This is a genomic window from Streptomyces sp. NBC_00503 (assembly GCF_036346895.1).
GTDB lineage: Bacteria > Actinomycetota > Actinomycetes > Streptomycetales > Streptomycetaceae > Streptomyces.
On the sequence record NZ_CP107855.1, the window covers coordinates 1,148,182 to 1,171,582 of the forward strand.

The following is a 23,401-nucleotide window of genomic DNA, read 5'->3' on the forward strand; positions in this document are numbered from 1 at the left end:
ATGCCCATTAACATCCTCTCTGTCCCACCCTCCCGAGAGGGGGATCCGAGGTCGGCCCCGGAGACATCCGTGCATGACGCTCATGACACTTCCGACACCTCGGCGAGCCGCCCGCCCGCGCACTCCGGCAGGGAACCCCTCGTGCGGATGCGCGGTCTCGGCAAGCGGTTCGGCGGCACCGTCGCGCTGGACAGGGTCAGCCTCGACCTCCACGGCGGCAGCGTCCTCGCCCTCCTCGGCCCCAACGGCGCCGGGAAGTCCACGCTCATCAAGGTGCTCGCCGGGGTCCACCAGGCCGACGAGGGCGAGGTGACGGTGGCCGGGCACCCGCTCGGGTCCGAAGCCGCCTCCGGAAAGATGTCCTTCATCCACCAGGACCTCGGCCTGGTCGAGTGGATGACGGTCGCCGAGAACATCGCCCTGGGAACGGGCTACCCGCGCCGCCACGGCCTGATCTCCTGGCGACGGACCCGGGAGCAGTGCGCCGAGGCCCTGCGGATCGTCGCCGGACACCTGGACGCCGACGCCCGGATCGCGGACCTCGCGCCCGCCGAGCGTTCCCTGGTCGCCATCGCCCGGGCCCTCGCACGCCGGACGGAGCTCTTCGTCCTCGACGAGCCGACCGCCACGCTCCCCGCCGCCGACTGCGCCCGACTCTTCGACGTCCTGCACACACTGCGCGACCGGGGGCACGCCGTCCTCTACGTCAGCCACCGGCTCGACGAGGTGTACCGGGTCGCCGACGCCTTCGCCATTCTGCGCGACGGCCGCCTCGTCAGCCGAGGACCGCTCGCCGGGTACGGTCCCGCCCGCCTGGTCCACGACATCGCGGGCGGCGCACCGGCCCGGCGAAGGCCGGCCGCCGCCGTGCCCACCGGCCGTCCTCCACTGCTGAGCCTCGACTCCGTGACCACTCGGCGGACCCGGCCCGTCAGCCTGGATCTGGCGCCCGGGGAGATCCTCGGCATGGTCGGGCTGACCGGCGCCGGCCACATGCACCTGGGCCGGGCTCTCGCCGGCGCGCTGCCCCTGCTCGGCGGGCGGGCACTGCTCGACGGGCGGCCGTACCACCCGCGCACCGTGGCCGCCGCCCTCGGCCGGGGAGTGGGCTTCGTGGGCGCCGACCGCCAGGAGGAGGGCTGCGCCCCCGATCTGACGGTCCGGGAGAACTTCCTGGCCAACCCCCGGGCGGCCGGTGTGCCGGTGTGGCGCTGGCTCGGCCCCCGGCGTGAGCGGCGCGAGGCCGCAGCCCTGATCGAACGGTTCTCGGTGCGCCCTGCGGACAGCGAGGTGCCCATCGCCACCCTGTCCGGTGGCCATCAGCAGAAAGTGGTGCTCGGCCGGTCGCTGCGCGGGCGGCTGCGGCTGCTGATCCTGGAAGAGCCGACCGCGAGCGTGGACGTCGGTGCCAAGGCGGCGATCCACCGGTTGCTCGACGAAGCGGCCGCCGAGGGCCTGGCTGTCCTGCTGGTGTCCACCGACTTCGAGGAGGTCGCGGACCTCTGCCACCGTGCTCTGGTCTTCGTACGCGGATCGGTGGTGGCAGAGCAGGCGGGTGCCGCCCTGACGCCCGCCGAACTCACCCGTGCCGCCTCGGCCATGCCCGCGATCACCGGAAGCACGACGGTCCTGTGACCCCCCAGTCCCCGCGCGGGCACCTCATCGGAACCTACGGCCTGCCGGCCCTGACCGCCCTGCTCTTCCTGGTCTTCTCCATCGTCCTGCCGGACACCTTCCCCACCCGGGAGAACGTGTCCTCGATCCTCTCCAACCAGTCGATCCCCGCCCTCCTCGCCCTCGGGGCGACGATCCCCATCGTCACCGGCAAGTTCGACCTGTCCATCGGGTACGGGCTGGGCCTGGCGCACGTGCTGGTGATGCACCTCGTCGTCGAAGAGGGGACGCCCTGGCCGGTCGCCTGTCTCGCCGTCGTCCTCGGCGGGGCGCTGGTCGGCGCCCTGAACGGTGCCGTCGTCGAATTCGCCCGGATCGACTCCCTCATCGCCACGCTCGGCACCGGCAGCATCATGTACGCCCTCACCGGATGGCTCACCGACGGCAGCAGGATCGTGCCCGGTCCGCAAGGCCTGCCGGCCTCCTTCACCGGCCTCTACGACGCCCGGTTCCTCGGTCTGCCGGTGCCCGCCTTCTACGTCCTGGCCGCTGTCGTCGTCCTCTGGGTGGTGCTGGAACGGCTGCCGTTCGGCCGGTACCTGTACGTCATCGGCTCCAACCCCCGCGCCGCCTCCATCATCGGCATCCCCACCCACAGGTACTCCGTCTACGCCTTCGCCGGATCGGGCCTGGTCGTGGGCGTCTCAGGGGTCCTGCTCGCCGCACAGCAGCAGATCGGCAACCCGAGCGTCGGCCTGGACTACCTGCTGCCCGCCTTCGTCGGCGCGCTGCTCGGCTCCACCACGATCAGGCCCGGCCGCGCCAACGCGCTCGGAACCCTCGTGGCCGTCAGTGTGCTCGCCGTCGGGCTCGCCGGGATCGGCCAGCTCGGCGCCCAGTTCTGGGCCACGCCGCTGTTCAACGGGGGCACGCTGCTGATGGCGGTCGGCCTGGCCGGCTACGCGGCCAGGCGGCGGCTGCGCGCACGGGCCGCGACGGACCTTCCCCCGCCCGAGGAACCTCCCGGGCCATCGGGGGCGCAGGCAGCCGAATCCCGATGAGCCAGGTCCCGATAAGCCCAGTCCCCGGTCAGGAGCATCAGCATCGTGTACGCGAATCGCACCGGAGTCCTCGCGGCGGCGGTCCTCTGGGCGGCCGCCGCCACCCTCGTCGCGGGCTGCGGAGGCGACTCGTCGCGGACCTCTGCCGCGTCCTCGCCCAAGGCCGCCGGCTGCCCGGCCGCACTCGTACGGGCCAAGGAGGCCGTCGGGCGGGCCGAGCGCACGGGCCTCTCCTGGGACGGCCCCACGACCGGCCCCCGGGCGGTTCCCGACAAGACCATCGTCTATGTCGCCCAGACCATGACCAACCCCGGTGTCGCCGGAGTCGCCAAGGGCGTCCGGGAAGCCGCGGCGGCCATCGGCTGGCAGGTCCGGGTGATCGACGGGGACGGTACCCCCGCGGGCATCCAGGCCGCGTTCAGCCAGGCGGTCACCCTCAAGCCCTCGGGCATCGTCATCGGCGGCTTCGATCCCCTGCTCACCGCGCAGCAGACCGCGCGGGCGGCGGCCGCGGGCATTGCGCTGATCGGCTGGCACGCGGTCGACTCCCCCGGACCGAGTACGAATCCCCGGCTGTTCACCAACATCACCACGCAGGTGGAGGAGGTCGCGAGGGTGAGCGCGGACTGGGTCATCGCCCGGTCCGGGGGCGACGCCGGGGTCGTCCTCTTCACCGATGACTCCATTCCGTTCGCCCGCAACAAGTCCGATCTGATCAAACGGCAGCTCGCCACCTGCCCCGGGGTGACGCTGCTGGCAACCGAGAACGTCCCGATCCCGGACGCGAGTCAGCGCACCCCACGGGAGGTCTCCTCCCTGATGTCCCGCTTCCGGGGCCGGTGGACCCACTCCGTCGCGATCAACGACCTCTACTTCGCCGATGCCGCCCCGGCGCTGCAGGCCGCCGGACGCCCCGGCGAGGGACCGCCCTTCAACATCGGCGCGGGCGACGGCGATCCTTCCGCCTTCCAGCGCATCAACAGCCGGCGCTTCCAGGCCGCCACCGTCCCCGAACCGCTGGCCCAGCAGGGGTGGCAGATCGTCGACGAGCTCAACCGCGCCTTCGCCGGCGGGCCCGCCAGTGGCTACGTCGCACCCGCTCACGTGGTGACGGCCGAGAACAGCGGCGGGGCCACGTCCTGGGACCCGCGCGGCTACCAGGAGGCGTACCGGAGTATCTGGCAGGGGTAGTGACCCGGGCCCCGCAGGCCACGGACATCTGCCTCAGGTCACTCCGCCGATGCAGGCGACCAGGAGTGCGACGTCGTCGTCGGCCGCCGCCGGAACGAGGTGGGTGATCAGCGAGTCGCACAGGTGGTCCAGCTGCCGCTGCGGATCCGCGAGCAGTCGCGTCAGCTCGGCGAGCCGCTCGTCGAGGTCGCTGCCCCGGGCTTCGATCAGTCCGTCGGTGTAGAGCACCAGGAGGCTGCCGGGAGGCACGTCGATCTCGGTGGGAGTGAAGGCGACGCCCCCGACCCCCAGGGGGACGCCGGGCGGGGTGTCAAGGAGCCGGACCGTGCCGTCGGGGAGTACGAGCGCGGGCGGTGGGTGTCCGGCCCGGGTGACGGTGCAGTGTCCGGTGGCCGGGTCGCAGACGACGTACAGGAAGGTGGCCAGCATCGGCTCGGCCAGATCGCCGAGGACGGCTTCCAGCTGGTGCAGCAGCCTTACGGGCGAGAGGTCCAGGCGCGCGAGGGCCCGTACGGAGGCGGACAGCCGGCCCATGACCGCGGCGGCCGCGATGCCGTGCCCCATGACGTCGCCGATGAGCAGGGCCGCCTTGCCGCCGGACACGGGCAGGACGTCGTACCAGTCCCCGCCGATCTCGTTGACATCGCTCGCGGGGAGGTAGCGGTGGCTGACCGCGATGCCGGGCGGCGGGGTGATGTGCTGCGGGAGCATGCTGCGCTGGAGGACGACCGCGGTGTCGTGCTCGTGGTGGTAGAGCCGGGCGTTGTCGATGCTGAGCGCGGCGCGGGCGGCGAGTTCACCGGCGAGGGTGACGTCTTCGGATCCGAAGGGTCCCACCGGGCGGGTGCGGTAGAAGGTGGCGACGCCGAGCACCGTGTCCCGGGCCACCAGGGGCACCATGACCAAGGAGTGCACACCCACCGCGACCAGTTGTGCGGGCTCGGCCGAGTACCGGGCGGCGGGGGCGACGGCCTGTTCGTCGAGACGGGTGGTCAGGAAGGGGTGCCGGGCCGCGAGGGCCTGCGTGTAGGGGGCGGCGACGGGGAAGACGAGGGTCCTGCCGAGGGGGGCGAGGACGTCGGTCACCTTGGATCCGGACAGCGGGGCCTTGCCGAGGCGCCGCAGGGCGACCCCGCCGGTCAGCCCCATGCCGGGCTCGTCCCCGCGCGCCAGCGCGTCCAGGACGTCCACGGTGACGGCGTCGGCGAGGCGCGGTACGGCGAGATCGGCGAGTTCCTGCGCGGTGCGCTCCAGGTCGAGGCTGGAGCCGACGCGGATGCTTGCCTCGCTGAGCATGGCGAGCCGGCGCCGTGCGGCTTCGGCTTCGACGTGGTCGCGCTGCTGCTCGGTGATGTCGACGAGCGAGGCGATGACGCCGATCGACATGCCTGCGGGATCCTCCACCCTGACGTAGGAGCACGACCACACACGGTCGTGGTCCGGTTCCGCCGGCGTCCGTCCGGTACGGCGGCGGTCCAGGACCGGCCGCCCGGTCTCCAGCACCTGCAGCATGGCCTCCTCCATCTCGCGGGCGTTCACCTCCGGGAGGATCTGGGCCAGGCGACGTCCCACGTGTGCCGATTCCGGCAGGCCGTTCATGGCTTCGAGCGCGGCGTTGACCTGCAGGAACCGCAGCTGCGAGTCGAGGATCGCGATGCCGACCGGGGAGCGGGCGAACAAGCCGTCCCACACCGCCGACGACCCCCGGATACGCCGTGCCGCGTGTGCATCGGCGGCGAAGGCCAGCACCGTGGCCGCGCCGTGCCGGCGGTCGGACACCGGTGAGGCCCAGATCTCCACCTCCAAGGGGTGCCCGTCGCGGTGCCAGGCGGTCACCGTGCCCATCACGCCCCGCCCGGCGGCCGCGGCTTCCCACAGGGAGCGGCCCAGACTGCGATCGGATCCCGGATGGAGGAGGTCCGCGATGTTGCGCCCCAGCATCTGCGGCGGGGCGTAGCCGAGCAATTCCTGCGCGACCTGGTTCCAGCGCACGATCGTTCCGTCCGCGCTGGTGGCCACCAGCGCGACCGGCAGTGCGCCCAGCCACCCGCCGGCAGCCTGCGCGGCGCCGCCGATCAGCTCGTCGACCGGGATGCGCTCATTCATCTGGCACCTGTACCCAACGCCGCAGCCTCCTTGCCCTGCGTCCGCGGTCGCCGTCAGGCCCCGAGCCGCTCAGGCGGGCCCTGCGGGAACCGGTCTCCACAGATCCATCGTGTGCCCGGTCGGCACGACACCGCCTCCTGGGGCCGTTCGGGCCATGGCAAGGATCCGGACCAGCCACGGACCAGCCACCGGCCAGCCGCAACGGCCATCACCATTTCGGCTGGTCAGCGGCGGTGCATCCGCGGTACCAGCCGGAGACGAAGAACCTCTCGCTCGGGCGGCCGCGACCGAAGCATCGGGGCGCACGTACCAGCAGCTCGCGGAGGGCCGGTGTCAGTGCGCGCCGAAGGTCCAGAAGACCCCGACCTCGTCGCCGGACACGGCGACGAGGCCCAGTTCTTCGGACAGGTCGAGGCCGTTGATGTACTCGCCGGTGAGGAACGCATTGATCCTCGTCCCTTTGAGGCCGGCCTGGACGAAGTCCCGGGCGGGGTCCGAGGCCGCGTCCCGGGCGTTCGTCCAGAACTGGGCGTCCGGGCCGTAGCGGTCCAGCAGAAGCCGTGCGTCGGCCAGCAGGGCGTCGCGCTCCGGCCGGTTCCGGACCGGCCGGCAGTCGCCCCATTCCTCCGCCATGAGCGCAAGCGCGGTGACGGCTCCCGTCGGCTCCAGTTCGTACAGGCGGTCCCGGACCCCGGCGGCCGGCGGCGGATCGAAGGGGTACGCCGGCACGACGTGGCGGGCATCGCTGGTGCGGTCGGCGTCGATCCTCAGCCAGCCGCGCGGGTCCAGGACCTCGCGGTGCATCAGCGCGAGCACGTCCTCGCCCCAGTCTTCGTGCCGGCGCGGACCGGTGGCGAGGAAGACGTACGGGTCCTGCAGCAGCCGCAGGGCCGCCGCGTTCCAGGGGCTGCGGCGCCGCCGCAGCTCCATGAGGGTGCTGCCGACGCCGCGGGCGAACGCGTCGGCCGGTGAGCGCGGGATGCCGGCCAGCTCTCCGTACCCCCACCGCAGGAGTTCCGCGGCCGCACCGTCCGCAGCGGCAACGGCCCCGCCCAGCCCGCGAGGCGCCTCGGGGACGACGGCCCGGTTTCCCCGCTGGAGTTCGCCGGCCGCCCGCCACAGGTCTTCCATGTGGGCGTCGAGGAGGTCAAGGGCGGCGCGGTCGTCGTCAGCCGTACTCATGGGCCGACCCTAGTGCTCGCCCCTCACGTGTGCCACGAGGGAGGAACGCGCGGATCGGGGACGTAGACGCAGTACGTTCCCGTGCGGATCGTCCGGTCGAGGTGGTCACCGAGGGGCGGCGACACGTCGCGGAGACGGCCGATGGCCTTGCGTACGGCCTGGGTGACGGCGGCCCGGGCCCGTTCGGAGGCTGCGCCGGCGTGCCGGTCGCGGCCGCCGAGTCCGACGGCCCGGGTGAGTTCGCTGATCAGGAATCCACGTTCGAGTTCGGTCTGTTCCTGCCGGGCGATGTCGTTGTCGGCGCGGGCCTCCTCCATGTCTTCCTCGATCTCCGCGAGCCGTCGGCGGTACATCTGCTTGGCGCGGGCGTCCAGGAGGGGACCGGCGTCGCCCACGCGGCCGAGCCCGGCTGCGGCGGCCGGGTCGCTGGTGTCGGCGGCGGCGAGGTCGAGGACGTGGAACTCCCGGCCCGGCGCGGCGAGCAAGCGGGCCAGGTGGTGCATGCCTTTGCTGTCGCGCGCCGTCATGCGCAGACCGTCGAAGACGACCCTCCAGTAGTCGCCCTCCCGGACGAAGGAGTCCGATGGCTCTCCCGGGTCGGTCTGCAGCTCCTCGGCCTCGGGAGCGCGGGTGATCCGATCGAGCTCGGTGCGGGCCGCCTCCCGCTCCAGGGTCTCGGCCCGGAGGTTGCCCAGGGCCCGCTGGGCGTCCGCGAGCCGCAGGCGGCACTCGGCCGTCTCGTAGGGGGCGCCGACCTCGTTCCAGGCCCGGACGGCATCGGTGAAGAGGACGGACGCGTTCGCCGCATCGCCCTCGGCGAGCAGGACTTCACCCCGAGCCCGCAGTGCCGATGCGGCGAGCGCGTTGCTCTCGAAGGCGACGGCCACCTCCTCGAGCTCGCGGGCCGCGACCCGTGCCGTCTCCAGGTCGGCGCCGGCAATGGCGATCCTGACCTGCGCGTCCAGCAACGGTGCCCGCCGCAGCTCGGAGGTGGGGGGCAGCTCCTTCGACGGCACCGGCAGCGGCCGCGCCAGTGCCTCCCGGATCGCGGCGGCCGCCGTGTCGACGTCGCCTTCGGCGAGCCGGACCAGCGAGAGCGTGGGTTCCGGATCCCACCCGAGGCGATGGGCGGCGAGGAGCGCCTCTTGCGCGCCGGCCCGGTTGCCGCGCCGCAGCCGGATCCGGCCCAGCTCCGTCAGCGGCCAGCCCAGCTCGCGCCGCGCATAGGGGCGCAGCTCCTCGCACGCGAGCAGCACCTGCTGCTCGGCGCTCGCGCACTGGCCCCGCAGCCGCAGGATCTCGGCCCGGTGCACCCGGCACCGGCCGTGCAGGCTGCCGATGGCGTTCGTGCGCGCCCACCGCTCCATCGCCTCGGTCCACTGTTCGGCCAGGTCGTACTGGGCCAGGCCCTGCAGTGCGCACACCAGCTCGCAGTAGACGACTCCGGTCGACAGCGCATCGAGGTCGCCGGCCATCGCCGCCGTGCCGGCGTCGTCGAGGAGTTCCAGGCCCCGTTCCACGTCGCCGTCGAGGATCACCAGTCTCGCCCGGGCCACGCGCCCGATCGCCGCTGCCGCCGGATCGGTGTGCGAACCCGTCTCGATCGCCCGATCGGCCCAGTCTCGCGCAGCTTCCAGGTCTCCGCTGAGGAGGCGCTCGAAGGTGCGCACCGCCGCGAACCACGCGTGCGCGGCGGTCAGCGGGGGCAGGGGGTCGAGCAGGAGGTCCGCGCGGCGCAGCCACCCTCGTACGGGTGCCATGAGCGCGGTGTCGAACAGCAGGTGCATGGCGACCCGCACAGCGGCTCCGGCCGCGGCGTTGTCCTCGCCGAGCCGGGACAGTTCGCCGTGGAGCTGTCCCCAGGTCTCGATCGTGACGTCAAGGTGTCCGGCGGCGTACGCGACGTCGGCGAATTCGGCGAGCCCCTTCAGGTCGAGATCGCCGGCTTCCCTGGCCGCCAGGAACCCGGCGTAGGCGTCCGACCACGCTCCGCGGGCCGCGGCGTTCCGCGCCCGCTCCAGGCCGGTTCCGTCCCCAGTGGCGTCAGTCACGGGCATTGCCTCGGTCCCGGTTTCGATCGGTTACGGCGGTAAGCGTCCTGCTTACGCCTCCATGGTGAGCCACAACCACATAGGAGGACATCATGGACACCGCCACCGTCAACGGCATCCGGCTGGAACACGAGATCCGCGGAACCGGGGAGCCGGTCCTGCTCATCAGCCCGGTCCTCGCCGACGGGTTCGCCCCGCTCCTCGCCGAACCGGCACTCACCGAGCGCTACCGGCTGGTCCGCTACCACAAGCGCGGCTGGGGCGGCAGCACCCGCACCCCGGGGCCGGTCGCCGTCGCCGACCACGCCGCCGATGCCATCGCGCTGCTCGACCACCTCGGCATCGACCGCGCCCACGTCGCCGGACACTCGAGCGGCGCGGCGGTCGCCGCCCAGTTGGCCCAGGACTACCCCGACCGCATCGCGACGGTCGCCCTGCTGGAGCTCTCCCTGCTGTCCGTGCCCTCGGGCGAGGCGTTCTTCGCTCAGGCGGCGCCCGCGTTCGCGGCGTACGCCGACGGGGATGCCGAACGCGCCGTCGAGCTGTTCCTGTCCCTCGTCAGCGGCATGGACGGGGAACGCTGCCGGGCCCTGCTCGAGGACCGCATGCCGGGCGGCGTCGAGCAGGCGGTCAAGGATGCCGACACGTTCTTCGGGATCGAGCTCCCCGCCCTGGCCGAGTGGCGGTTCGGCCCGCAAGACGCCGTGGCGATCCGCCAACCGGTGCTGTCCCTGCTGGGAAGCGACACTCTGCGGCTGTGGGTGGAGGTCGCCGAGTTCCTCCGCGAGAACGTGCCCGACGTCGAGGAGTGCGTCATCGGCGGCGTCGGCCATCTGCTCCACATCGAACGGTCCCGGCCGGTCGCCGAGGCCCTGGCCCGGTTCCTGGAGCAGCACCCGATCGCATCCTGACCACGGGCACCACGACCCGGCCCCGCTCACGACCGTCAGGAGCGGGGCCGGGCGCGTGTCACGCGAGGGTGCAGGCGCTCCCGTTGAGGCTGAAGGCGGAGGGCTTGGTGAAGGTGCCGCTGTAGGTGCCCTGGAATCCGAAGGCGGCCTGGCCGCCGGCCGGGATCTCTGCGTTGTGGGCCAGGTTTCCGGCCGTGACGGCTCCTGAGGACGGGGCGACGTTCGCGTTCCAGGCGTTGGTGATCTGCTGTCCGGAGGGCAGGGTGAAGGCGAGCTTCCAGTTGCTCACCTTGGTGGAGCCGGTGTTGGTGAGGGTGACGTCGGTGGTGAAGCCGCCCTGCCAGACGTTCGGCGCGTAGGTCACCTTGCAGGCCGTGGGGCCTCCGGGGGTCCCCGGGTCACCGGTGGAGCCCGTGTTGACCGTGGAGGAGAACGAGGTCACGGCGAGGCCGGTGCCGTTCTGCCAGGGCTCGAAGCCCGCCTGGACGCTCGTCAGGTACCAGCTGCTCTGCGCCAGCCCCCGGGAGACGGCCTGCTGGACGAAGTCCATGACGTCGAAGGTCCAGCTACTGATCGCCGACGGGGCGACGAACGACAGCACGTCGTTCGAGCCGTTGTTGCCCGACCACACCTCCCACTGGCGCCCGGCGACGGTGGCGGTGCCGACCGGGGAGCCCACGGGCTGGACCGGTCCGACCTTGTTCAACCACACCATGATCTCGGTCCGGCTCACGCCGTCGGTGCGGGGCGTGGGGTCGAGCCAGATGTCGTACGCGGCGTCGAACGTGGCGTCGTTGACATAGCCGTACGAGATGCTGGTGGGCGCGGTGGACACCGTACGGAGCTGGGCGGGGAGGTTCGTGCCGGGCGAGCAATTGGTGTAGTGGCAGCCGTTGTACACGGACGGGTAGGACTTCGGGGCGCCGTTCGTGGGGACCGACCCGTCGGCCCGGGTGATCCTGAACCCCGAGTCGGTGACGGCGATGCACTGGCTTTCGCCGGTGCCCCACCGGTTGTTCTGGACGACGTAGCGGCCCTGGATCGTCGCCGATCCGAACGTTTCGCAGATCGTGGTGTCGGCTTGCGACGCCGACGCGGCGGTGAGCAGGGCGGCCATCGAGACGAGGGCGGTGAGCAGTGCGCCCAGCAGGCCCAGCGAGCTGCGGGCGGCATGGCTCGGCGAAGATCGCATACGAATTCCTCTTCGGGGTGGGGGATTCCGGCTGCTCGGGGAGACGGGGTGGAAGAACGGTTTCGCACAAGCTCCGCACAGTGGGAGCGCTCCCAATGTGCAGACGGCGCACGGCGGCGTCAAGACGCGTGAAGAGTCGAATGCATTCCGCGGCGAATTCACCCAACCCCTCTTTTACTTGGCGCCAGTTGACGCTACGGTCTGGGCCGACCAGTGGGAGCTCTTCCACAGTTGGCGCGTCGTCGGAGCACGACCTTGCCGCACGGGCTGCTGATGTCCGAACTCGGCCTGGGCGCCTACTGGTTCTCCGTCTCCTGGTCCCGGGTCCAGCCGACCGGCCGGGGCCCCGTAGTCCAGAAGGGCCTCGACTTCTACCGCAAGCTGGTGGACGAGCTGCTCGCGGCCGGCGTCGAACCAGCCCTCACCCTCTACCACTGGGACCTCCCCCAGCACTTGGAGGACGCGGGGGCTGGCCCGAGCGCGCGACCGCCGAGCGGTTCGCCGAGTACGCGGGCCTCGTGGCGGACGCCCTCGGCGACCGGGTCAAGCGCCGGATCACGCTCAACGAGCCCTGGTGCAGCGCGTTCCTCGGCTACGGCTCCGGCGTCCACGCCCCGGGCCGGACCGATCCGGTCGCAGCCCTGCGCGCGGCTCACCACCTCAACCTCGGCCACGGCCTCGCCGTCCAGGCCCTGCGGGCCGCGCTGCCCGGGGAAGCGCAGATCGCGGTCTCCCTCAACCTCCACGAGCTCCGCCCGCTGACCCCGTCGGCCGAGGAGCGGGACGCGGCGCGGCGCATCGACGCCGTCGGCAACCGGATCCGGCTCGGCCCGATGCTGGAGGGCGCGTACCCCCAGGACCTGCTCGTCGACACCGCGCACCTGACCGACTGGTCCTTCGTCCGGGACGGCGACACCGCCACGGCGCACCAGCCCCTGGACCTGCTCGCCGTCAACTACTACACCCCCACGGTCGTCTCGCACGTGGCGCCGGGGGCCCGGAAGCCGCAGGACGACGGCTACGGCAACAGCGAGCACTCGCCCTGGCCCGGCGCGGACGAGGTCGCCTTCCACCGGGCTCCGGGTGAACGTACGGCGATGGGCCGGCCGGTGGATCCGAGCGCCCTGTACGACCTGCTGACGCGGACCGCGGCCCGGTACCCCGGTCTGCCGCTCGTCATCAGCGAGAACGGCGCCGCGTACGAGGACGAGGTCGGTCCGGACGGCACGGTCCACGACCCGCAGCGGGCCGCTTACATCCACTCCCACCTCGACGCCGTGCACCGGGCGATCGCCGACGGGGTGGACGTACGCGGCTACTTCCTCTGGTCCCTGCTCGACAACTTCGAGTGGTCCTACGGTTACGCCAAACGGTTCGGCGCCATCCACGTCGACTACGACCCCCTGAAGCGCACGCCCAAATCGAGCGCTCACTGGTACTCCCGCGTGGCCCGGACGGGAGAGCTGCACGCTCCCGGCGACGCGTAGCCCGCGGCGCCGCACCGGTCGGCGTTCTCGGTAGCGTGGGCACCTACCGCATGGGCTGTCCATGTGTCCGGCCGGTCCCCGCGGGGGCTTGCCGTTGGAGAGTGACGGGGCTGCGATGAGTGAACTGACGAAGCCCGAGGTCCAGGTTCCGGAGGGTGAGGCTCCTGCCGAGCTGACCATCCGGGACCTGGTCGTCGGGGACGGGGCCGAGGTCAAGCCGGGCATGGTGGTCAGGGTCCACTACGTCGGGGTGACCTTCGAGACCGGGAAGGAGTTCGATGCCTCCTGGGACCGGGGCGAGCCGTACAAGTTCGCCCTGGGCGGCGGCAAGGTCATCAAGGGCTGGGACCGGGGGGTGAGGGGGATGAAGGTCGGCGGTCGGCGCGAGATCATCGTTCCCCCGCACCTGGGCTACGGCAAGCAGTCGCCCTCGCGGTTGATCCCGGCGGGCTCGACCCTGATCTTCGTGGTGGACCTGCTGGACTCGTATTCCAACACCACCGGGTGGAGCAACTCCTAGGGCCTGCCGGCCCGCCCGGCTCACATCGGGTCAGCTCAGCTGGGACAACACCTCCCAGCTTCCTGAGCCGACCTGGGTGCCGCGGCCGGTGGCGTTGGGGTAGAACTGCAGTCCGCCCGTGCCCGTGGTGGCCCACAGGTCCGGTCGGCCGTCGCCGTCCGCGTCCTGGGCCGCCGTCAGCAGCGGGCGGTTGGCCGCCGTCCAGGAGTCGCCGATGAGCGTGCCCGCGGCCGGGCCACCGAGGCCATCGATGGAAGGGCCGGTGGACTCCAGGAGGCGTAGATCGCCGGTGGACCTGTGCCGGGTCATCAAGTCGGCGAAGCCGTTGCCGGTGCGGTCGCCGGGCGAGGCCAGGTCGAAGTCGGACCAGTTTCCCTCGCCGATCAGGACCGGGTCCCGGTTGTCGTCGAGGTAGCCGGAGGGGCTGCCGAAGTACAGCCACAGGAGCCCGTTCTCCTTGACGAAGAGGTCGGGGTAGCCGGGGACGCCTTCCTCGGGGCCGCCGTCCACATCGCCGACGGCGAGGATCTGGTCCGCGTCCCTGATGTGGTCGTCGGCCTGGTCGGCGAAGCGCAGATCGCGGCGTTCGTCCGTGCAGACCGCGTCGGGGGCCTGCTCTTCGTACCGGCTGCACGCGTACCCGTACCCGTTGTTGGGGAAGACGTGGGCCGTACGGCTGCCCTTGGCTCCGATCGTGGCGACGAGGTCCTCGTAGCCGTTGTCCGTCCAGTCACCGCGGTGGGTGATCAGGGAGCCTGCCAGGGAGAGCCCGGACGCCTCGCGCCACTTGCTGACGGTGCCGTCGCCGATTCCCGCGTACATGCGCAGCCGGCCGGCGGACTCCAGTGCGTACAGGTCGGCGTTGCCGTCGCCGTTCAGGTCACCCGGGACGCCCTTGATATCCGGGGTGTTGGCGTAGAACAGGTACGTCTGCACGTCGGAGGGGTTGCCGCCGGCGGTCAGCGAGCGGGCGTAGATCCGGGCCGGGCCGGCGGCGGGCGGGGTGAGCCGGACGGCCAGTCGGCCGTCGGCTTCGGCGTCCTTGGTGACCCGCTGCTGGGACCACTCGCTCCAGTACTCGTACTTCTTGACTCCTGTGGCCTGGCCCGGGGTGAAGGTGAAGCTGCCCTCGGTCCGGGCGGGAGAGGTGTGCTCGGGCTTGCCGCCCGCACCGTTCGGGAATTCCGGTGAGTTGATGTCGGGCGGCGTGCTCGGGACGTTCTGGTCGACGATGAAGCGACAGACCCCGGACCAGCCGGAGTTGGCCCGGCCGTCTTCGGCGCGCACCATCCAGGAGTGCTGGCGCCCGCTGATGAAGTCCTTCTTGGGGATGGTGATCCTGGCTACGTTCCCCGAACCGACCGAAGGGGATCGTCGGCGGAACCACGGACTCCACAGGCCTGACCCACCTCGGCGCACGCGAGTACGATCCCACGCTCGGACGGTTCATCTCGGTCGACCCGATCATCGATACGACCGACCCGCAGCAAATGCACGGCTACACCTACGGCAACAACAACCCGCTGATCAATTCGGACCCTGACGGCAATTTCTTCGGATCCATCACCAACTGGCTCAAGGAACAGGCTCGAAAGGCCTGGGAGGCCGCGCAGGCCGCCTACCGGGCCTGGCAGGCCTGGGTGGCGAAGATGGAGGCCGAGCGAAAGGCCCGTGAAGCCGCAGCCAAGGCCGGGGCCGAGCGGAAGGCCGCGGAGAAGAAGCGCCAGGAAGCCGAGCGGAAGGCCAAGGAGGACGCCGAGAAGCGGGCCAAGAAGGCAAAGGAGGACGCACGGGCAGTGGGTGGGGCCAGTTCGCCGGGGGTGTCGCCGTCGACTACGGCTTCTCCAAGGTGAAAGCGGTCCGCGGACTGCACATCTTCGGAAGCGGAAACACCAACTTCCTGAACGCCATGTACCAATCGGCCGGCCGCGCCCGTATGGCGGGCCACACCATGGGCACCGGATGGGTCATGAGCGGATATTGAGCCGCCTTCCCGATCGAAGGAGCAACGCATGATCGAGGGATATCACGCTTCTGAGATCCCGGCAGTCGGCTGGGTAATCCTCGCGCTGATCCTCGTATTCTTCGCATGGCGCACGGCAAGGGCACCCAAGGGCGCAAGGTTCCGCTGGATCGGAATCACGGGATACTGCGTCGCCCTTGCCGGCATCGTGACCGGACTGCTCTGGATCGTGCCCGTGGGCGGACTGGCCGCTGTCGTCGGCCTACGGCTCGACACCTATTTCGGGTGGACCGGACGGGACGTCCTGAAGAAGGCGGACCGGAAGAAACGCCCGATGAAACTGCCGAAGTAAATGCACCACTGCCAGGAGACGAGTCGTCGCACATGTCGGAACAGTCATGGAACGAAAGGATCACCAGCAGGGTGATCGGACTGGCGGGGACTGGCTGTTGATGGCAGTTGCCCTCGGCGTCGTCCTCGATGTCGCGGTGGTGCTGGTGCGGGCCCGCATGGAGATCCGTGAGGACGTTCTGGCCATCCGCAACTTCTGGTCCTGGAAGCTGATTCCGCTCGTGGACATCACCGACGTGTCCGGCGTGTACTACGGGATGGACATCGGGGTGCGCGGAAGTGGCGGCAACGCCTTCTCCATCGTGTGCCAGAAGAGCAACATGGCGCGCTGGTTCCGCCGGCGCGTGCGGGCCGACAGGATCGCCGATGCGGTCATGGCCGCGGCGGAGCGGGCCCGGGCGGCGAAGTGCTGACGCTGCCGCGCCTCCCGTAGCCCCTGAAGCCCGGTCCGGCCACCAGCCGGACCGGGCTTCGTCGTCGCCGCAGCCGGACCGGCCCGGCTACTCGGGGAACCTCACGGACTGCTCCCAGACCGTGAGGAACGACAGGCGCAAGCAGCCTGCCAGCGCCGGGTGTTCGATGTACAGGGCGGTGGTGGCGCGGGTCTCGGCCATCGGGTCGGGCATGTCGCACAGGACGAGTGAGGCGTCGGCGACGATCAGCTTCATCGGGAGCTCCGGGGCGAAGCGCGCTTCCTCGCCCGCTTCGCCGAACCGGCGCACGTTCTCCAACACCTCCGCGTCGCCGAGCGCGTCGTGGGTGTAGACGGCGCGGGCCGTACCGCCTGCGCGGCGCAGCCGGTGGACCGCCTCGACTCCCTCGCTGTTGGCCGCGGGCGCCACGAAGGGCGGCTTGCAGAAGCTGAGCAGTTCGTGGGCGGCCTGTTCCTGGATGGTCGCGAACCGTTCGGCGATCGCCTTGGGGTCGCGCAGCACTTCGATGTAGTCGAGCGGGTCGGTGTGGGTCCGTCCGGCGGTCCAGACCGGGGTCAGCGCCGCGGCGAGGGCGGCCGAGGCCTGGTCAAGCCGCTCCAGCGACTCCCTCTGGAGGGTCATCAGCCGGGTGAGGGCCAGCTCGGGCGCCACGGCGGAGAAGGCCGCCACCCGTCCGGGGCGGGGGATGGCCAGGCGCCTGCGCACCAGCGCGTCGAGCACGTCGTACACCCGCTGGCGGGGGACGTCCGCGGCGCGGGCGACCTCCGCCGCGGTGTACGACTCCCGCCTCACCAGGGTGAGGTAGACCCGTGCCTCGTAGCGCGAAAGACCAAGCCCCACAAGGTCGTTGACCGCAGCATCGTCCAACTTCATGGCAGCACACGCTATACCCGGAGTTCACTGACCGAGAGCAATCCTTTGCACTCGGCGGGTATTCCCTTGGGCCTGCTCCTCACTACCTTCGTCGATGGCCACCACTGAACGTGGTGGCAGTCGGCAGCAATGCCGGCAGCGATGCCGGCAGCGATGTCGGCACCAATGAACCCGCGCCACTCGTCGCCCGCGGCGCCCCTCGCTTTGACATGTCATGGCCATGACATGTCATGCCATGAGGGCCCACATCCCGCGCCGCGGTGATCCAACCCCCCATGGAGGGCAGTTCATTGCAATCGAAACCCACCAGCCGCGCCAGAAGCCTGACGCGTCGCGCCGCCACCGCCGCGTTCTCGACCGCGGCGCTGATATCCGGCGGCTTACTCGCGCTCGCCCCGCCCTCGGCGGCCTCCGCGACCTCTGCGGCGCCCACCACCACCGCCGCCACCGCCGTGCACACCCAGCGGCTCTGCTCGGAGCCCGCCAAGGCCGGTTTCATGGCCTGCCACGCCCTGGCCCGCACCGACCTCGAGCAGCAGCTCAGCCTCGCCCCGAACATCCTGCCGTCCGGCTACGGCCCCACCGATCTGCAGGGCGCGTACGCCCTTCCGGCCACGGCGGGCGCCGGGGCGACGGTCGCCATCATCGACGCCTACGACGACCCGAACGCCGAGTCGGACCTGGCGACGTACCGCTCCCAGTACGGGCTCCCGGCCTGCACCACTGCCAACGGCTGCTTCAAGAAGGTCGACCAGAACGGCGGCACCACCTACCCGACCGCCGACTCGGGTTGGGCGGGCGAGATCTCCCTCGACGTGGACATGGTCAGCGCCGTCTGCCCGCAGTGCCACATCCTGCTCGTCGAGGCGAACCAGCCGTCCATGGCCGACCTGGGCACGGCCGTGAACCGTGCGGTGACCATGGGGGCCAAGTACGTCTCCAACAGCTACGGCGGCGGCGAGGACTCCACCGACGCGAGCTCCGACGCCTCGTACTTCAACCACCCCGGCGTCGCGATCACCGTCAGCTCCGGTGACAGCGGCTACGGGGTCGAGTACCCGGCGGCCTCCCAGTACGTCACCTCCGTGGGCGGCACCTCGCTGAGCCGCGCCGGCGGCACCACGCGCGGCTGGTCCGAGTCCGTCTGGGGCACCACCTCCGGCGGCAACGGCGCCGGTTCGGGCTGCTCGGGCTTCACCACCAAGCCGTCCTGGCAGACCGACAGCGGCTGCGCCAAGCGCACCGTCGCAGACGTCTCGGCGGTCGCCGACCCGGCCACCGGCCTCGCCGTCTACGACAGCTACCAGGCCAGCGGCTGGAACGTCTACGGCGGCACCAGCGCCTCCGCGCCGATCATCGCCTCCGTCTACGCCCTCGCCGGAACCCCGGCCGCGGGCGGCTACCCGTCCTCGTACCCGTACGCCCACACCTCCTCGCTCAACGACGTGACCAGCGGCGCCAACGGCTCCTGCGGCAGCAGCTACCTCTGCACCGCCAAGTCCGGCTACGACGGCCCGACCGGTCTCGGCACCCCCAACGGCGTCGCGGCCTTCACCGGCGGCTCCACTGGCGGGAACACCGTCACCGTGACCAACCCCGGCAGCCGGAGCACCACCGTCAACACCGCCGCCTCCCTCCAGATCCAGGCCACCGACTCCGCGAGCGGCCAGACCCTCGCCTACAGCGCCACCGGACTCCCGCCGGGGCTGTCCATCAACGCCTCGACCGGCCTGATCAGCGGTACCCCGACCACCGCGGGCAGCTACAACGTGACGGTCACGGCCAAGGACACCACCAACGCGGCCGGCAGCACCTCCTTCACCTGGACCGTCACCCCGACCGGAAGCAGCTGCGGCGCCACGCAGCTCCTCGGCAACCCGGGCTTCGAAACCGGCAGCGCCAGCCCCTGGACCGCCACCACCGGCGTGGTCGACAACGGCAGCGGCGAGGCCTCGCACTCCGGATCCTGGAAGGCCTGGCTCAACGGCTATGGCGCCACGCACACCGACTCGCTCTCCCAGTCGGTGACGATCCCCTCCGGCTGCCACGCCACCCTCAGCTACTACCTGCACATCGACACCGCGGAGACGACCACCGCCACCGCCTACGACAAGCTGACGGTGCAGGCCAACTCCACCACCCTGGCCTCGTACTCCAACCTCGACAAGAACACCGGCTACGTCCAGAAGACCCTCGACCTGTCCGCCTTCGCGGGGCAGACGGTGACGGTCAAGTTCACCGGCACCGAGGACTCCAGCCTGCAGACCTCGTTCGTGATCGACGACACCGCGGTCACCACCGGCTGACGCGATGACGCACTGACGCACTGACGCGCACATGAAAGGGGGCGGGCCCGGACCGCTGATATCGGTCCGGGCCCGTCCGGCCGTGGGGCGTCGGGTGACGAGGATTTCAGCGGACCACCACGGTGACCTGCCAGGCCGCCATCGCGAGGCAGTTCACCGCGCCGGGCCGGGCCTGCTCCGGACAGGACCTGACGGTGGACTTCAGCACGGCCGTACCGGGCGACACGCCCCGGAACACCGGGCCCGAGCCCTCGTCCTCGGCGAGCGCCGTCCCGGAGACGGTCACCGTGGCGGCGGGCGTCCCCCGTAGCGACACCCGGACGCTGCCGTGCCGGTCCAGGCAGATCCGGCGGCCGTTGTCCGCTTCGGTGACGGTCACCTCGGCGCCGGTCACGTCCGTGGCTTGCGCGCAGCCATCACCGACGGAGGCCACGCCCCCGCCCGTCGGCCGAACCGTGGCCCCCGGCCCGGGGGCCGACGCTCCGGAGCCGCAGCCGGCCACGAACAGCAGCACCGCGAGAACCGTCCCCGCTCGTCCACGCATCCCATGACCTCCCTGACCTCCCCCGCGGCGGATGACCCGGTCGGCGATGGGACGCGGCCCGCACGATCCCGGTTCCCTCTCCCAGACCGGCCCGCGGAGCCCGCCGTGGCGAACGCGGCTGCCGGGCGCGGGACTCCGCGGCGGGTCAGGACGCCGGTACGCGGGCCGTCTCCGCGGTGAACTCCTCGTCGGTCAGCAGCCCCTGCGCCTTCAGCTCGGCCAGCGCGGTGAGCTGGCCGACCCGGTCCACGGGGGCCGCCTGGGCGGGGGCCGACGGGGGTTGGCTCGCGCCGAGCAGTCCCGGTCGTCCCATACGTCGACGCATGATGCCCCCCTACTTCTCGTCCACTGCGGCGATGGCGCGCACGACATCGGCCCGGGGTACCCGCTCCATGAAGAGCAGCTGCCCGTTCGAATCCCTGAGGGCGGACGCCGAGGAAGATGCCGACCAGGGTCATGACGAGGAGCACCGCCGCTCCGGCGGTTCGGGCCGATCCGCGGAAGACCCGGTCGGCCGGGTCCGCGCTCCTGGCGAGCGGACGCGGGGTGACGTGCTCGTCCTGCGGCGCGTCGGGAGGGATCACGGTGGTGGCGGTCATCGCAGGCCTCCCCCGCGCAGGGCCGGCCCGGGCACGTCGCCTGCGCCGGGCAGGCGCAGGCCGCGCAGCCGCCGGGTGTAGGTGATCGCGGAGGCCACCTGGGCCCCGGCCGCGGCGGCCAGGAACAGCTGACAGCTGTGGCGGCATTCGCGCTGGCGGCGGAAGGTGCGGGTGGAGACGGCGGCGCAGTCGCCGTCGAGGGCGAGCTGCCAGGTCCAGGCGCCGGTGCCGGTGGCTCCGGCGCTCGTTCCGGTGGACATGGTCACGAGCGGGGCGGCCTCTTCGATCCGCTCCTGGAGCCGTTCGACGGCCTCGCAGCAGTCGGCCAGGGTGCCGTGCACGTACGGGCTTCGTCCCAGCTCGTGGTTGTTGGCGCCCACCAGGCGCCAGGTCACGGCGTCGGGCCCGCTGTCCAGGCCGTCCCGCCGTGCCCGGCGCAGTCCCCCCGCCGTCTGCGCAGGCACGTGACGTCTCTCGACGTCCACCCATGAGACGAACAGAAAACGTGGTCGAGGCATCGGGCCACCCCCTTCCCCACAAGCCGTGCGTGGACTGAAACCGGCCATCCACCCATGGCCGCGGCCATGACAATCCACGGGGCACAGCGCTATGGGGCACACGGATCGGTGAAGCAGAAACGGAGAACATGTGAACGTGCGATGGGGACGCGCGCCCGGCGCACCCTCCAGATCACGCCAAAGTGACGATTCATCAGGTCAGTTGTCCCGGACTCTTGACTCTGGTTGGCGCAGTCGCGATTCTCGACGCAATGCTTGCGCGGGACATGACAATCAGGCGCCAGGGTGGTCATGCCCCCGGTGGACTGTGTCCTCGACCGCGCCCTCCGCCGACCGAGGACGTGAGTAGTGGCCATGAGCCGACACCCGCACCCCCGCCCCAGACGCAAACCCCTCGCGATCCTGACGCTGCTGCTCGGCCTGCTGGCCATGGTGCTCGGCCCCGTGCCGGGCGCGGCGGCCGACGCGGGCTGGTGGAACCCCACCGCACGGCCCGCTCCCGATTCCGGGATCAACGTGACCGGCGAGCCCTTCAAGGGCACCGACGCCCAGGGCAACGTACGGGGCTTCGTGGACGCCCACGACCACATCATGTCCAACGAGGGCTTCGGCGGCCGACTGATCTGCGGCAAGCCCTTCTCCGACCTCGGGGTCGCCGACGCGCTCAAGGACTGTCCCGAGCACTACCCGGACGGCAGCCTCGCGATCTTCGACTTCGTCACCAAGGGCGGTGACGGCAAGCACGACCCCGACGGCTGGCCGACCTTCAAGGACTGGCCCGCCCACGACTCGCTGACCCACCAGCAGAACTACTACGCCTGGATCGAGCGGGCCTGGCGCGGTGGCCAGCGCGTGCTCGTCAACGACCTCGTCACCAACGGCGTGATCTGCTCGGTCTACTTCTTCAAGGACCGCAGCTGCGACGAGATGACCGCCATCCGTCTGGAGGCGAAGAAGAGCTACGACATGCAGGCCTACATCGACAAGATGTACGGCGGCCCCGGCAAGGGGTGGTTCCGCATCGTCACCGACTCCGCGCAGGCCCGCGAGGTCGTCAAGCAGGGGAAGCTCGCCGTCGTGCTCGGCGTCGAGACCTCCGAGCCCTTCGGCTGCAAGCAGATCCTGGACATCGCGCAGTGCAGCAAGCAGGACATCGACAAGGGCCTCGACGAGCTGTACGGGCTCGGCGTGCGCAGCATGTTCCTGTGCCACAAGTTCGACAACGCCCTGTGCGGGGTGCGCTTCGACGAGGGCGCCCTGGGAACGGCCATCAACGTCGGGCAGTTCCTGTCGACCGGCACCTTCTGGCAGACCGAGCAGTGCAAGGGCCCGCAGCACGACAACCCGATCGGACTCGGGGCCGCGCCGAACGCCGTGAAGGAGCTGCCCGCCGGGGTGGCGGTGCCCTCGTACGCCTCGGGCGCCCAGTGCAACACCCGGGGTCTCACCGACCTCGGTGACTACGCGGTGCGCGGCATGATGAAGCGCAAGATGATGCTCGAAGTGGACCACATGAGCGTCAAGGCCGCGGGCCAGGCCTTCGACATCCTGGAGTCCGAGTCCTACCCGGGCGTGATCTCCTCCCACAGCTGGATGGACCTCGGCTGGATGGAGCGGCTCTACAAGCTCGGCGGTTTCGTCGCCCAGTACATGAGCGGCTCCGAGGCCTTCAGCGCGGAGGCCAAGCGCACGGACGCCCTGCGCGAGAAGTACCACGTCGGCTACGGCTACGGCACCGACATGAACGGCGTCGGCGGCTGGCCCGGCCCGCGCGGGGCCGACGCGCCCACCCCGGTCACGTACCCGTTCCGCAGCACCGACGGCGGCTCGGTCATCGACAAGCAGACCGCCGGCCAGCGCACCTGGGACTTCAACACCGACGGCGCCGCGCACTACGGCATGGTGCCCGACTGGATCGAAGACATCCGACTGGTCGGCGGGCAGGGCGTGGTCGACGACCTGTTCCAGGGCGCCGAGTCCTACCTGCGCACCTGGGGCGCCACCGAGCAGCACAGGGCCGGAGTGAACCTCGCGGCCGGCGCGGCCTCCTCCGCGAGCTCGGCGGAGTGGTGGAACCCGTTCGTCAACTTCGCGTCCGGCAAGGCCGTGGACGGCGACCGGGGAAGCCGGTGGGCCAGCGAATGGAACGACGACCAGTGGATCCAGCTCGACCTGGGCTCGGTGAACCTGGTCAAGCGGGTCACCCTCGACTGGGAGGCCGCGTACGGGAAGTCGTACCGCATCGAGGTCTCCACGGACGGGGCGAACTGGCAGACGGCCTGGTCCACGACCACCGGTGACGGCGGTCTGGACACGACGCAGTTCGCCGGGGTCCCGGCCCGGTACGTACGCGTCCACGGAGCGGGACGCGGCACCCAGTGGGGTTACTCCCTGTACGAAGTCGGCGTATACAGCAGCTGAGAGAGGTCGCGCGCGCGGCGTCCGGGGCCGGGCCGCCCCGGACGCCGCGCGCGGAGCACCACCAGGAACGAGGGGGA

19 protein-coding genes and 2 pseudogenes are annotated in these 23,401 nt (G+C 71.3%); 12 read left to right on the plus strand and 9 right to left on the minus strand.

All coding sequences use genetic code 11. The annotated features are described in order from the left end of the window. Positions 1-69: 69 nt before the first annotated feature. From OG490_RS05375 to OG490_RS05385, 3 genes are read left to right on the plus strand one after another with little or no spacing between them, the layout of a single operon-like run. Positions 70-1,635, plus strand: a complete 1,566-nt coding sequence (locus OG490_RS05375; protein WP_330295129.1) for a sugar ABC transporter ATP-binding protein — start codon at positions 70-72, stop codon at positions 1,633-1,635. Continuing rightward, on the plus strand, positions 1,632-2,675 hold the full coding sequence (locus tag OG490_RS05380; protein WP_330295130.1) for an ABC transporter permease: 1,044 nt from the start codon (positions 1,632-1,634) through the stop codon (positions 2,673-2,675). Before OG490_RS05375 ends, OG490_RS05380 begins: the two co-directional genes overlap by 4 nt. Before the next feature lie 45 nt (positions 2,676-2,720). Further along, positions 2,721-3,866 carry a substrate-binding domain-containing protein gene (locus OG490_RS05385; protein ID WP_330295131.1) on the plus strand — a complete coding sequence of 382 codons (1,146 nt, stop codon included), beginning with the start codon at positions 2,721-2,723 and terminating at the stop codon, positions 3,864-3,866. Between the two features lie 33 nt (positions 3,867-3,899). Here OG490_RS05385 and OG490_RS05390 read toward each other — a convergent pair whose 3' ends face one another. From OG490_RS05390 to OG490_RS05400, 3 genes are all read right to left on the minus strand, one after another. Continuing rightward, on the minus strand, positions 3,900-5,972 hold the full coding sequence (locus OG490_RS05390; protein ID WP_330295132.1) for a SpoIIE family protein phosphatase: 2,073 nt from the start codon (positions 5,970-5,972) through the stop codon (positions 3,900-3,902). A 333-nt stretch (positions 5,973-6,305) separates the two neighbouring features. After that, positions 6,306-7,154 carry a hypothetical protein gene (locus tag OG490_RS05395; RefSeq protein WP_330295133.1) on the minus strand — a complete coding sequence of 283 codons (849 nt, stop codon included), beginning with the start codon at positions 7,152-7,154 and terminating at the stop codon, positions 6,306-6,308. A gap of 23 nt (positions 7,155-7,177) precedes the next feature. Then, a complete protein-coding gene (locus OG490_RS05400; RefSeq protein ID WP_330295134.1) occupies positions 7,178-9,205 on the minus strand; it encodes a transcriptional regulator in 2,028 nt (675 codons plus the stop codon). A 92-nt stretch (positions 9,206-9,297) separates the two neighbouring features. Here OG490_RS05400 and OG490_RS05405 point away from each other — a divergent pair, with 92 nt between their 5' ends. Continuing rightward, entirely contained in the window at positions 9,298-10,116 is an 819-nt protein-coding gene (locus OG490_RS05405; protein WP_330295135.1) for an alpha/beta fold hydrolase, read from the plus strand. Positions 10,117-10,174: 58 nt separating this feature from the next. Here OG490_RS05405 and OG490_RS05410 read toward each other — a convergent pair whose 3' ends face one another. Beyond that, positions 10,175-11,308: a GH12 family glycosyl hydrolase domain-containing protein gene (locus OG490_RS05410; RefSeq protein WP_330295136.1), complete on the minus strand. Its 1,134-nt coding sequence runs from the start codon at positions 11,306-11,308 to the stop codon at positions 10,175-10,177. A 273-nt stretch (positions 11,309-11,581) separates the two neighbouring features. Here OG490_RS05410 and OG490_RS05415 point away from each other — a divergent pair. Both OG490_RS05415 and OG490_RS05420 read left to right on the plus strand, forming a co-directional pair. Next, positions 11,582-12,795, plus strand: a pseudogene (locus tag OG490_RS05415) (glycoside hydrolase family 1 protein). A 115-nt stretch (positions 12,796-12,910) separates the two neighbouring features. Continuing rightward, positions 12,911-13,315: an FKBP-type peptidyl-prolyl cis-trans isomerase gene (locus tag OG490_RS05420; protein WP_330295137.1), complete on the plus strand. Its 405-nt coding sequence runs from the start codon at positions 12,911-12,913 to the stop codon at positions 13,313-13,315. Between the two features lie 30 nt (positions 13,316-13,345). Here the strand turns inward: OG490_RS05420 and OG490_RS05425 are convergent, their stop codons facing one another. Next, positions 13,346-14,605 carry an FG-GAP repeat domain-containing protein gene (locus tag OG490_RS05425; protein WP_330295138.1) on the minus strand — a complete coding sequence of 420 codons (1,260 nt, stop codon included), beginning with the start codon at positions 14,603-14,605 and terminating at the stop codon, positions 13,346-13,348. A 110-nt stretch (positions 14,606-14,715) separates the two neighbouring features. Between OG490_RS05425 and OG490_RS39125 the strand changes: the two are divergent. From OG490_RS39125 to OG490_RS05440, 4 genes and pseudogenes are all read left to right on the plus strand, one after another. Then, a pseudogene (locus OG490_RS39125) lies at positions 14,716-14,802 on the plus strand (hypothetical protein); the annotation flags it as partial. Between the two features lie 3 nt (positions 14,803-14,805). Further along, positions 14,806-15,168, plus strand: a complete 363-nt coding sequence (locus tag OG490_RS05430; protein ID WP_443065758.1) for a hypothetical protein — start codon at positions 14,806-14,808, stop codon at positions 15,166-15,168. Between the two features lie 159 nt (positions 15,169-15,327). After that, complete coding sequence (locus tag OG490_RS05435; protein ID WP_330295139.1) at positions 15,328-15,630, plus strand: hypothetical protein; 303 nt, start codon at positions 15,328-15,330, stop codon at positions 15,628-15,630. Between the two features lie 100 nt (positions 15,631-15,730). Beyond that, positions 15,731-16,042, plus strand: coding sequence for a hypothetical protein (locus tag OG490_RS05440; protein WP_330295140.1), 312 nt, complete (start codon positions 15,731-15,733; stop codon positions 16,040-16,042). Positions 16,043-16,129: 87 nt separating this feature from the next. On the opposite strand, the gene OG490_RS05445 is transcribed toward OG490_RS05440, so the two are convergent. Then, a complete protein-coding gene (locus tag OG490_RS05445) occupies positions 16,130-16,936 on the minus strand; it encodes a TrmB family transcriptional regulator (RefSeq protein WP_330295141.1) in 807 nt (268 codons plus the stop codon). Positions 16,937-17,211: 275 nt separating this feature from the next. Between OG490_RS05445 and OG490_RS05450 the strand changes: the two genes are divergently transcribed. After that, the gene (locus tag OG490_RS05450; protein ID WP_443065759.1) at positions 17,212-19,242 is read left to right on the plus strand and encodes a putative Ig domain-containing protein; all 2,031 of its coding nucleotides are present in this window, start codon (positions 17,212-17,214) and stop codon (positions 19,240-19,242) included. Between the two features lie 106 nt (positions 19,243-19,348). Here the strand turns inward: OG490_RS05450 and OG490_RS05455 are convergent, their stop codons facing one another. From OG490_RS05455 to OG490_RS05465, 3 genes are all read right to left on the minus strand, one after another. Then, entirely contained in the window at positions 19,349-19,786 is a 438-nt protein-coding gene (locus tag OG490_RS05455; RefSeq protein ID WP_330295143.1) for a hypothetical protein, read from the minus strand. Between the two features lie 145 nt (positions 19,787-19,931). Beyond that, entirely contained in the window at positions 19,932-20,099 is a 168-nt protein-coding gene (locus OG490_RS05460; protein ID WP_330295144.1) for an SHOCT domain-containing protein, read from the minus strand. A gap of 282 nt (positions 20,100-20,381) precedes the next feature. After that, the gene (locus tag OG490_RS05465; RefSeq protein WP_330295145.1) at positions 20,382-20,849 is read right to left on the minus strand and encodes a hypothetical protein; all 468 of its coding nucleotides are present in this window, start codon (positions 20,847-20,849) and stop codon (positions 20,382-20,384) included. Between the two features lie 408 nt (positions 20,850-21,257). Between OG490_RS05465 and OG490_RS05470 the strand changes: the two genes are divergently transcribed. Then, a complete protein-coding gene (locus tag OG490_RS05470; RefSeq protein WP_330295146.1) occupies positions 21,258-23,324 on the plus strand; it encodes a galactose-binding domain-containing protein in 2,067 nt (688 codons plus the stop codon). Positions 23,325-23,401 lie beyond the last annotated feature (77 nt).

Excerpts from the sequence above, each read along its gene's own strand:
- OG490_RS05390 (WP_330295132.1), bottom strand. The coding sequence starts at position 5,972 with ATGAATGAGCGCATCCCGGTCGACGAGCTGATCGGCGGCGCCGCGCAG.
- OG490_RS05395 (WP_330295133.1), bottom strand. The coding sequence starts at position 7,154 with ATGAGTACGGCTGACGACGACCGCGCCGCCCTTGACCTCCTCGACGCC.
- OG490_RS05405 (WP_330295135.1), top strand. The coding sequence starts at position 9,298 with ATGGACACCGCCACCGTCAACGGCATCCGGCTGGAACACGAGATCCGC.
- OG490_RS05410 (WP_330295136.1), bottom strand. The coding sequence starts at position 11,308 with ATGCGATCTTCGCCGAGCCATGCCGCCCGCAGCTCGCTGGGCCTGCTG.
- OG490_RS05420 (WP_330295137.1), top strand. The coding sequence starts at position 12,911 with ATGAGTGAACTGACGAAGCCCGAGGTCCAGGTTCCGGAGGGTGAGGCT.
- OG490_RS05425 (WP_330295138.1), bottom strand. The coding sequence starts at position 14,605 with ATGGTGCGCGCCGAAGACGGCCGGGCCAACTCCGGCTGGTCCGGGGTC.
- OG490_RS05430 (WP_443065758.1), top strand. The coding sequence starts at position 14,806 with ATGCACGGCTACACCTACGGCAACAACAACCCGCTGATCAATTCGGAC.
- OG490_RS05435 (WP_330295139.1), top strand. The coding sequence starts at position 15,328 with ATGATCGAGGGATATCACGCTTCTGAGATCCCGGCAGTCGGCTGGGTA.
- OG490_RS05440 (WP_330295140.1), top strand. The coding sequence starts at position 15,731 with ATGGCAGTTGCCCTCGGCGTCGTCCTCGATGTCGCGGTGGTGCTGGTG.
- OG490_RS05445 (WP_330295141.1), bottom strand. The coding sequence starts at position 16,936 with ATGAAGTTGGACGATGCTGCGGTCAACGACCTTGTGGGGCTTGGTCTT.
- OG490_RS05450 (WP_443065759.1), top strand. The coding sequence starts at position 17,212 with ATGGAGGGCAGTTCATTGCAATCGAAACCCACCAGCCGCGCCAGAAGC.
- OG490_RS05455 (WP_330295143.1), bottom strand. The coding sequence starts at position 19,786 with ATGCGTGGACGAGCGGGGACGGTTCTCGCGGTGCTGCTGTTCGTGGCC.
- OG490_RS05460 (WP_330295144.1), bottom strand. The coding sequence starts at position 20,099 with ATGGGACGACCGGGACTGCTCGGCGCGAGCCAACCCCCGTCGGCCCCC.
- OG490_RS05470 (WP_330295146.1), top strand. The coding sequence starts at position 21,258 with ATGAGCCGACACCCGCACCCCCGCCCCAGACGCAAACCCCTCGCGATC.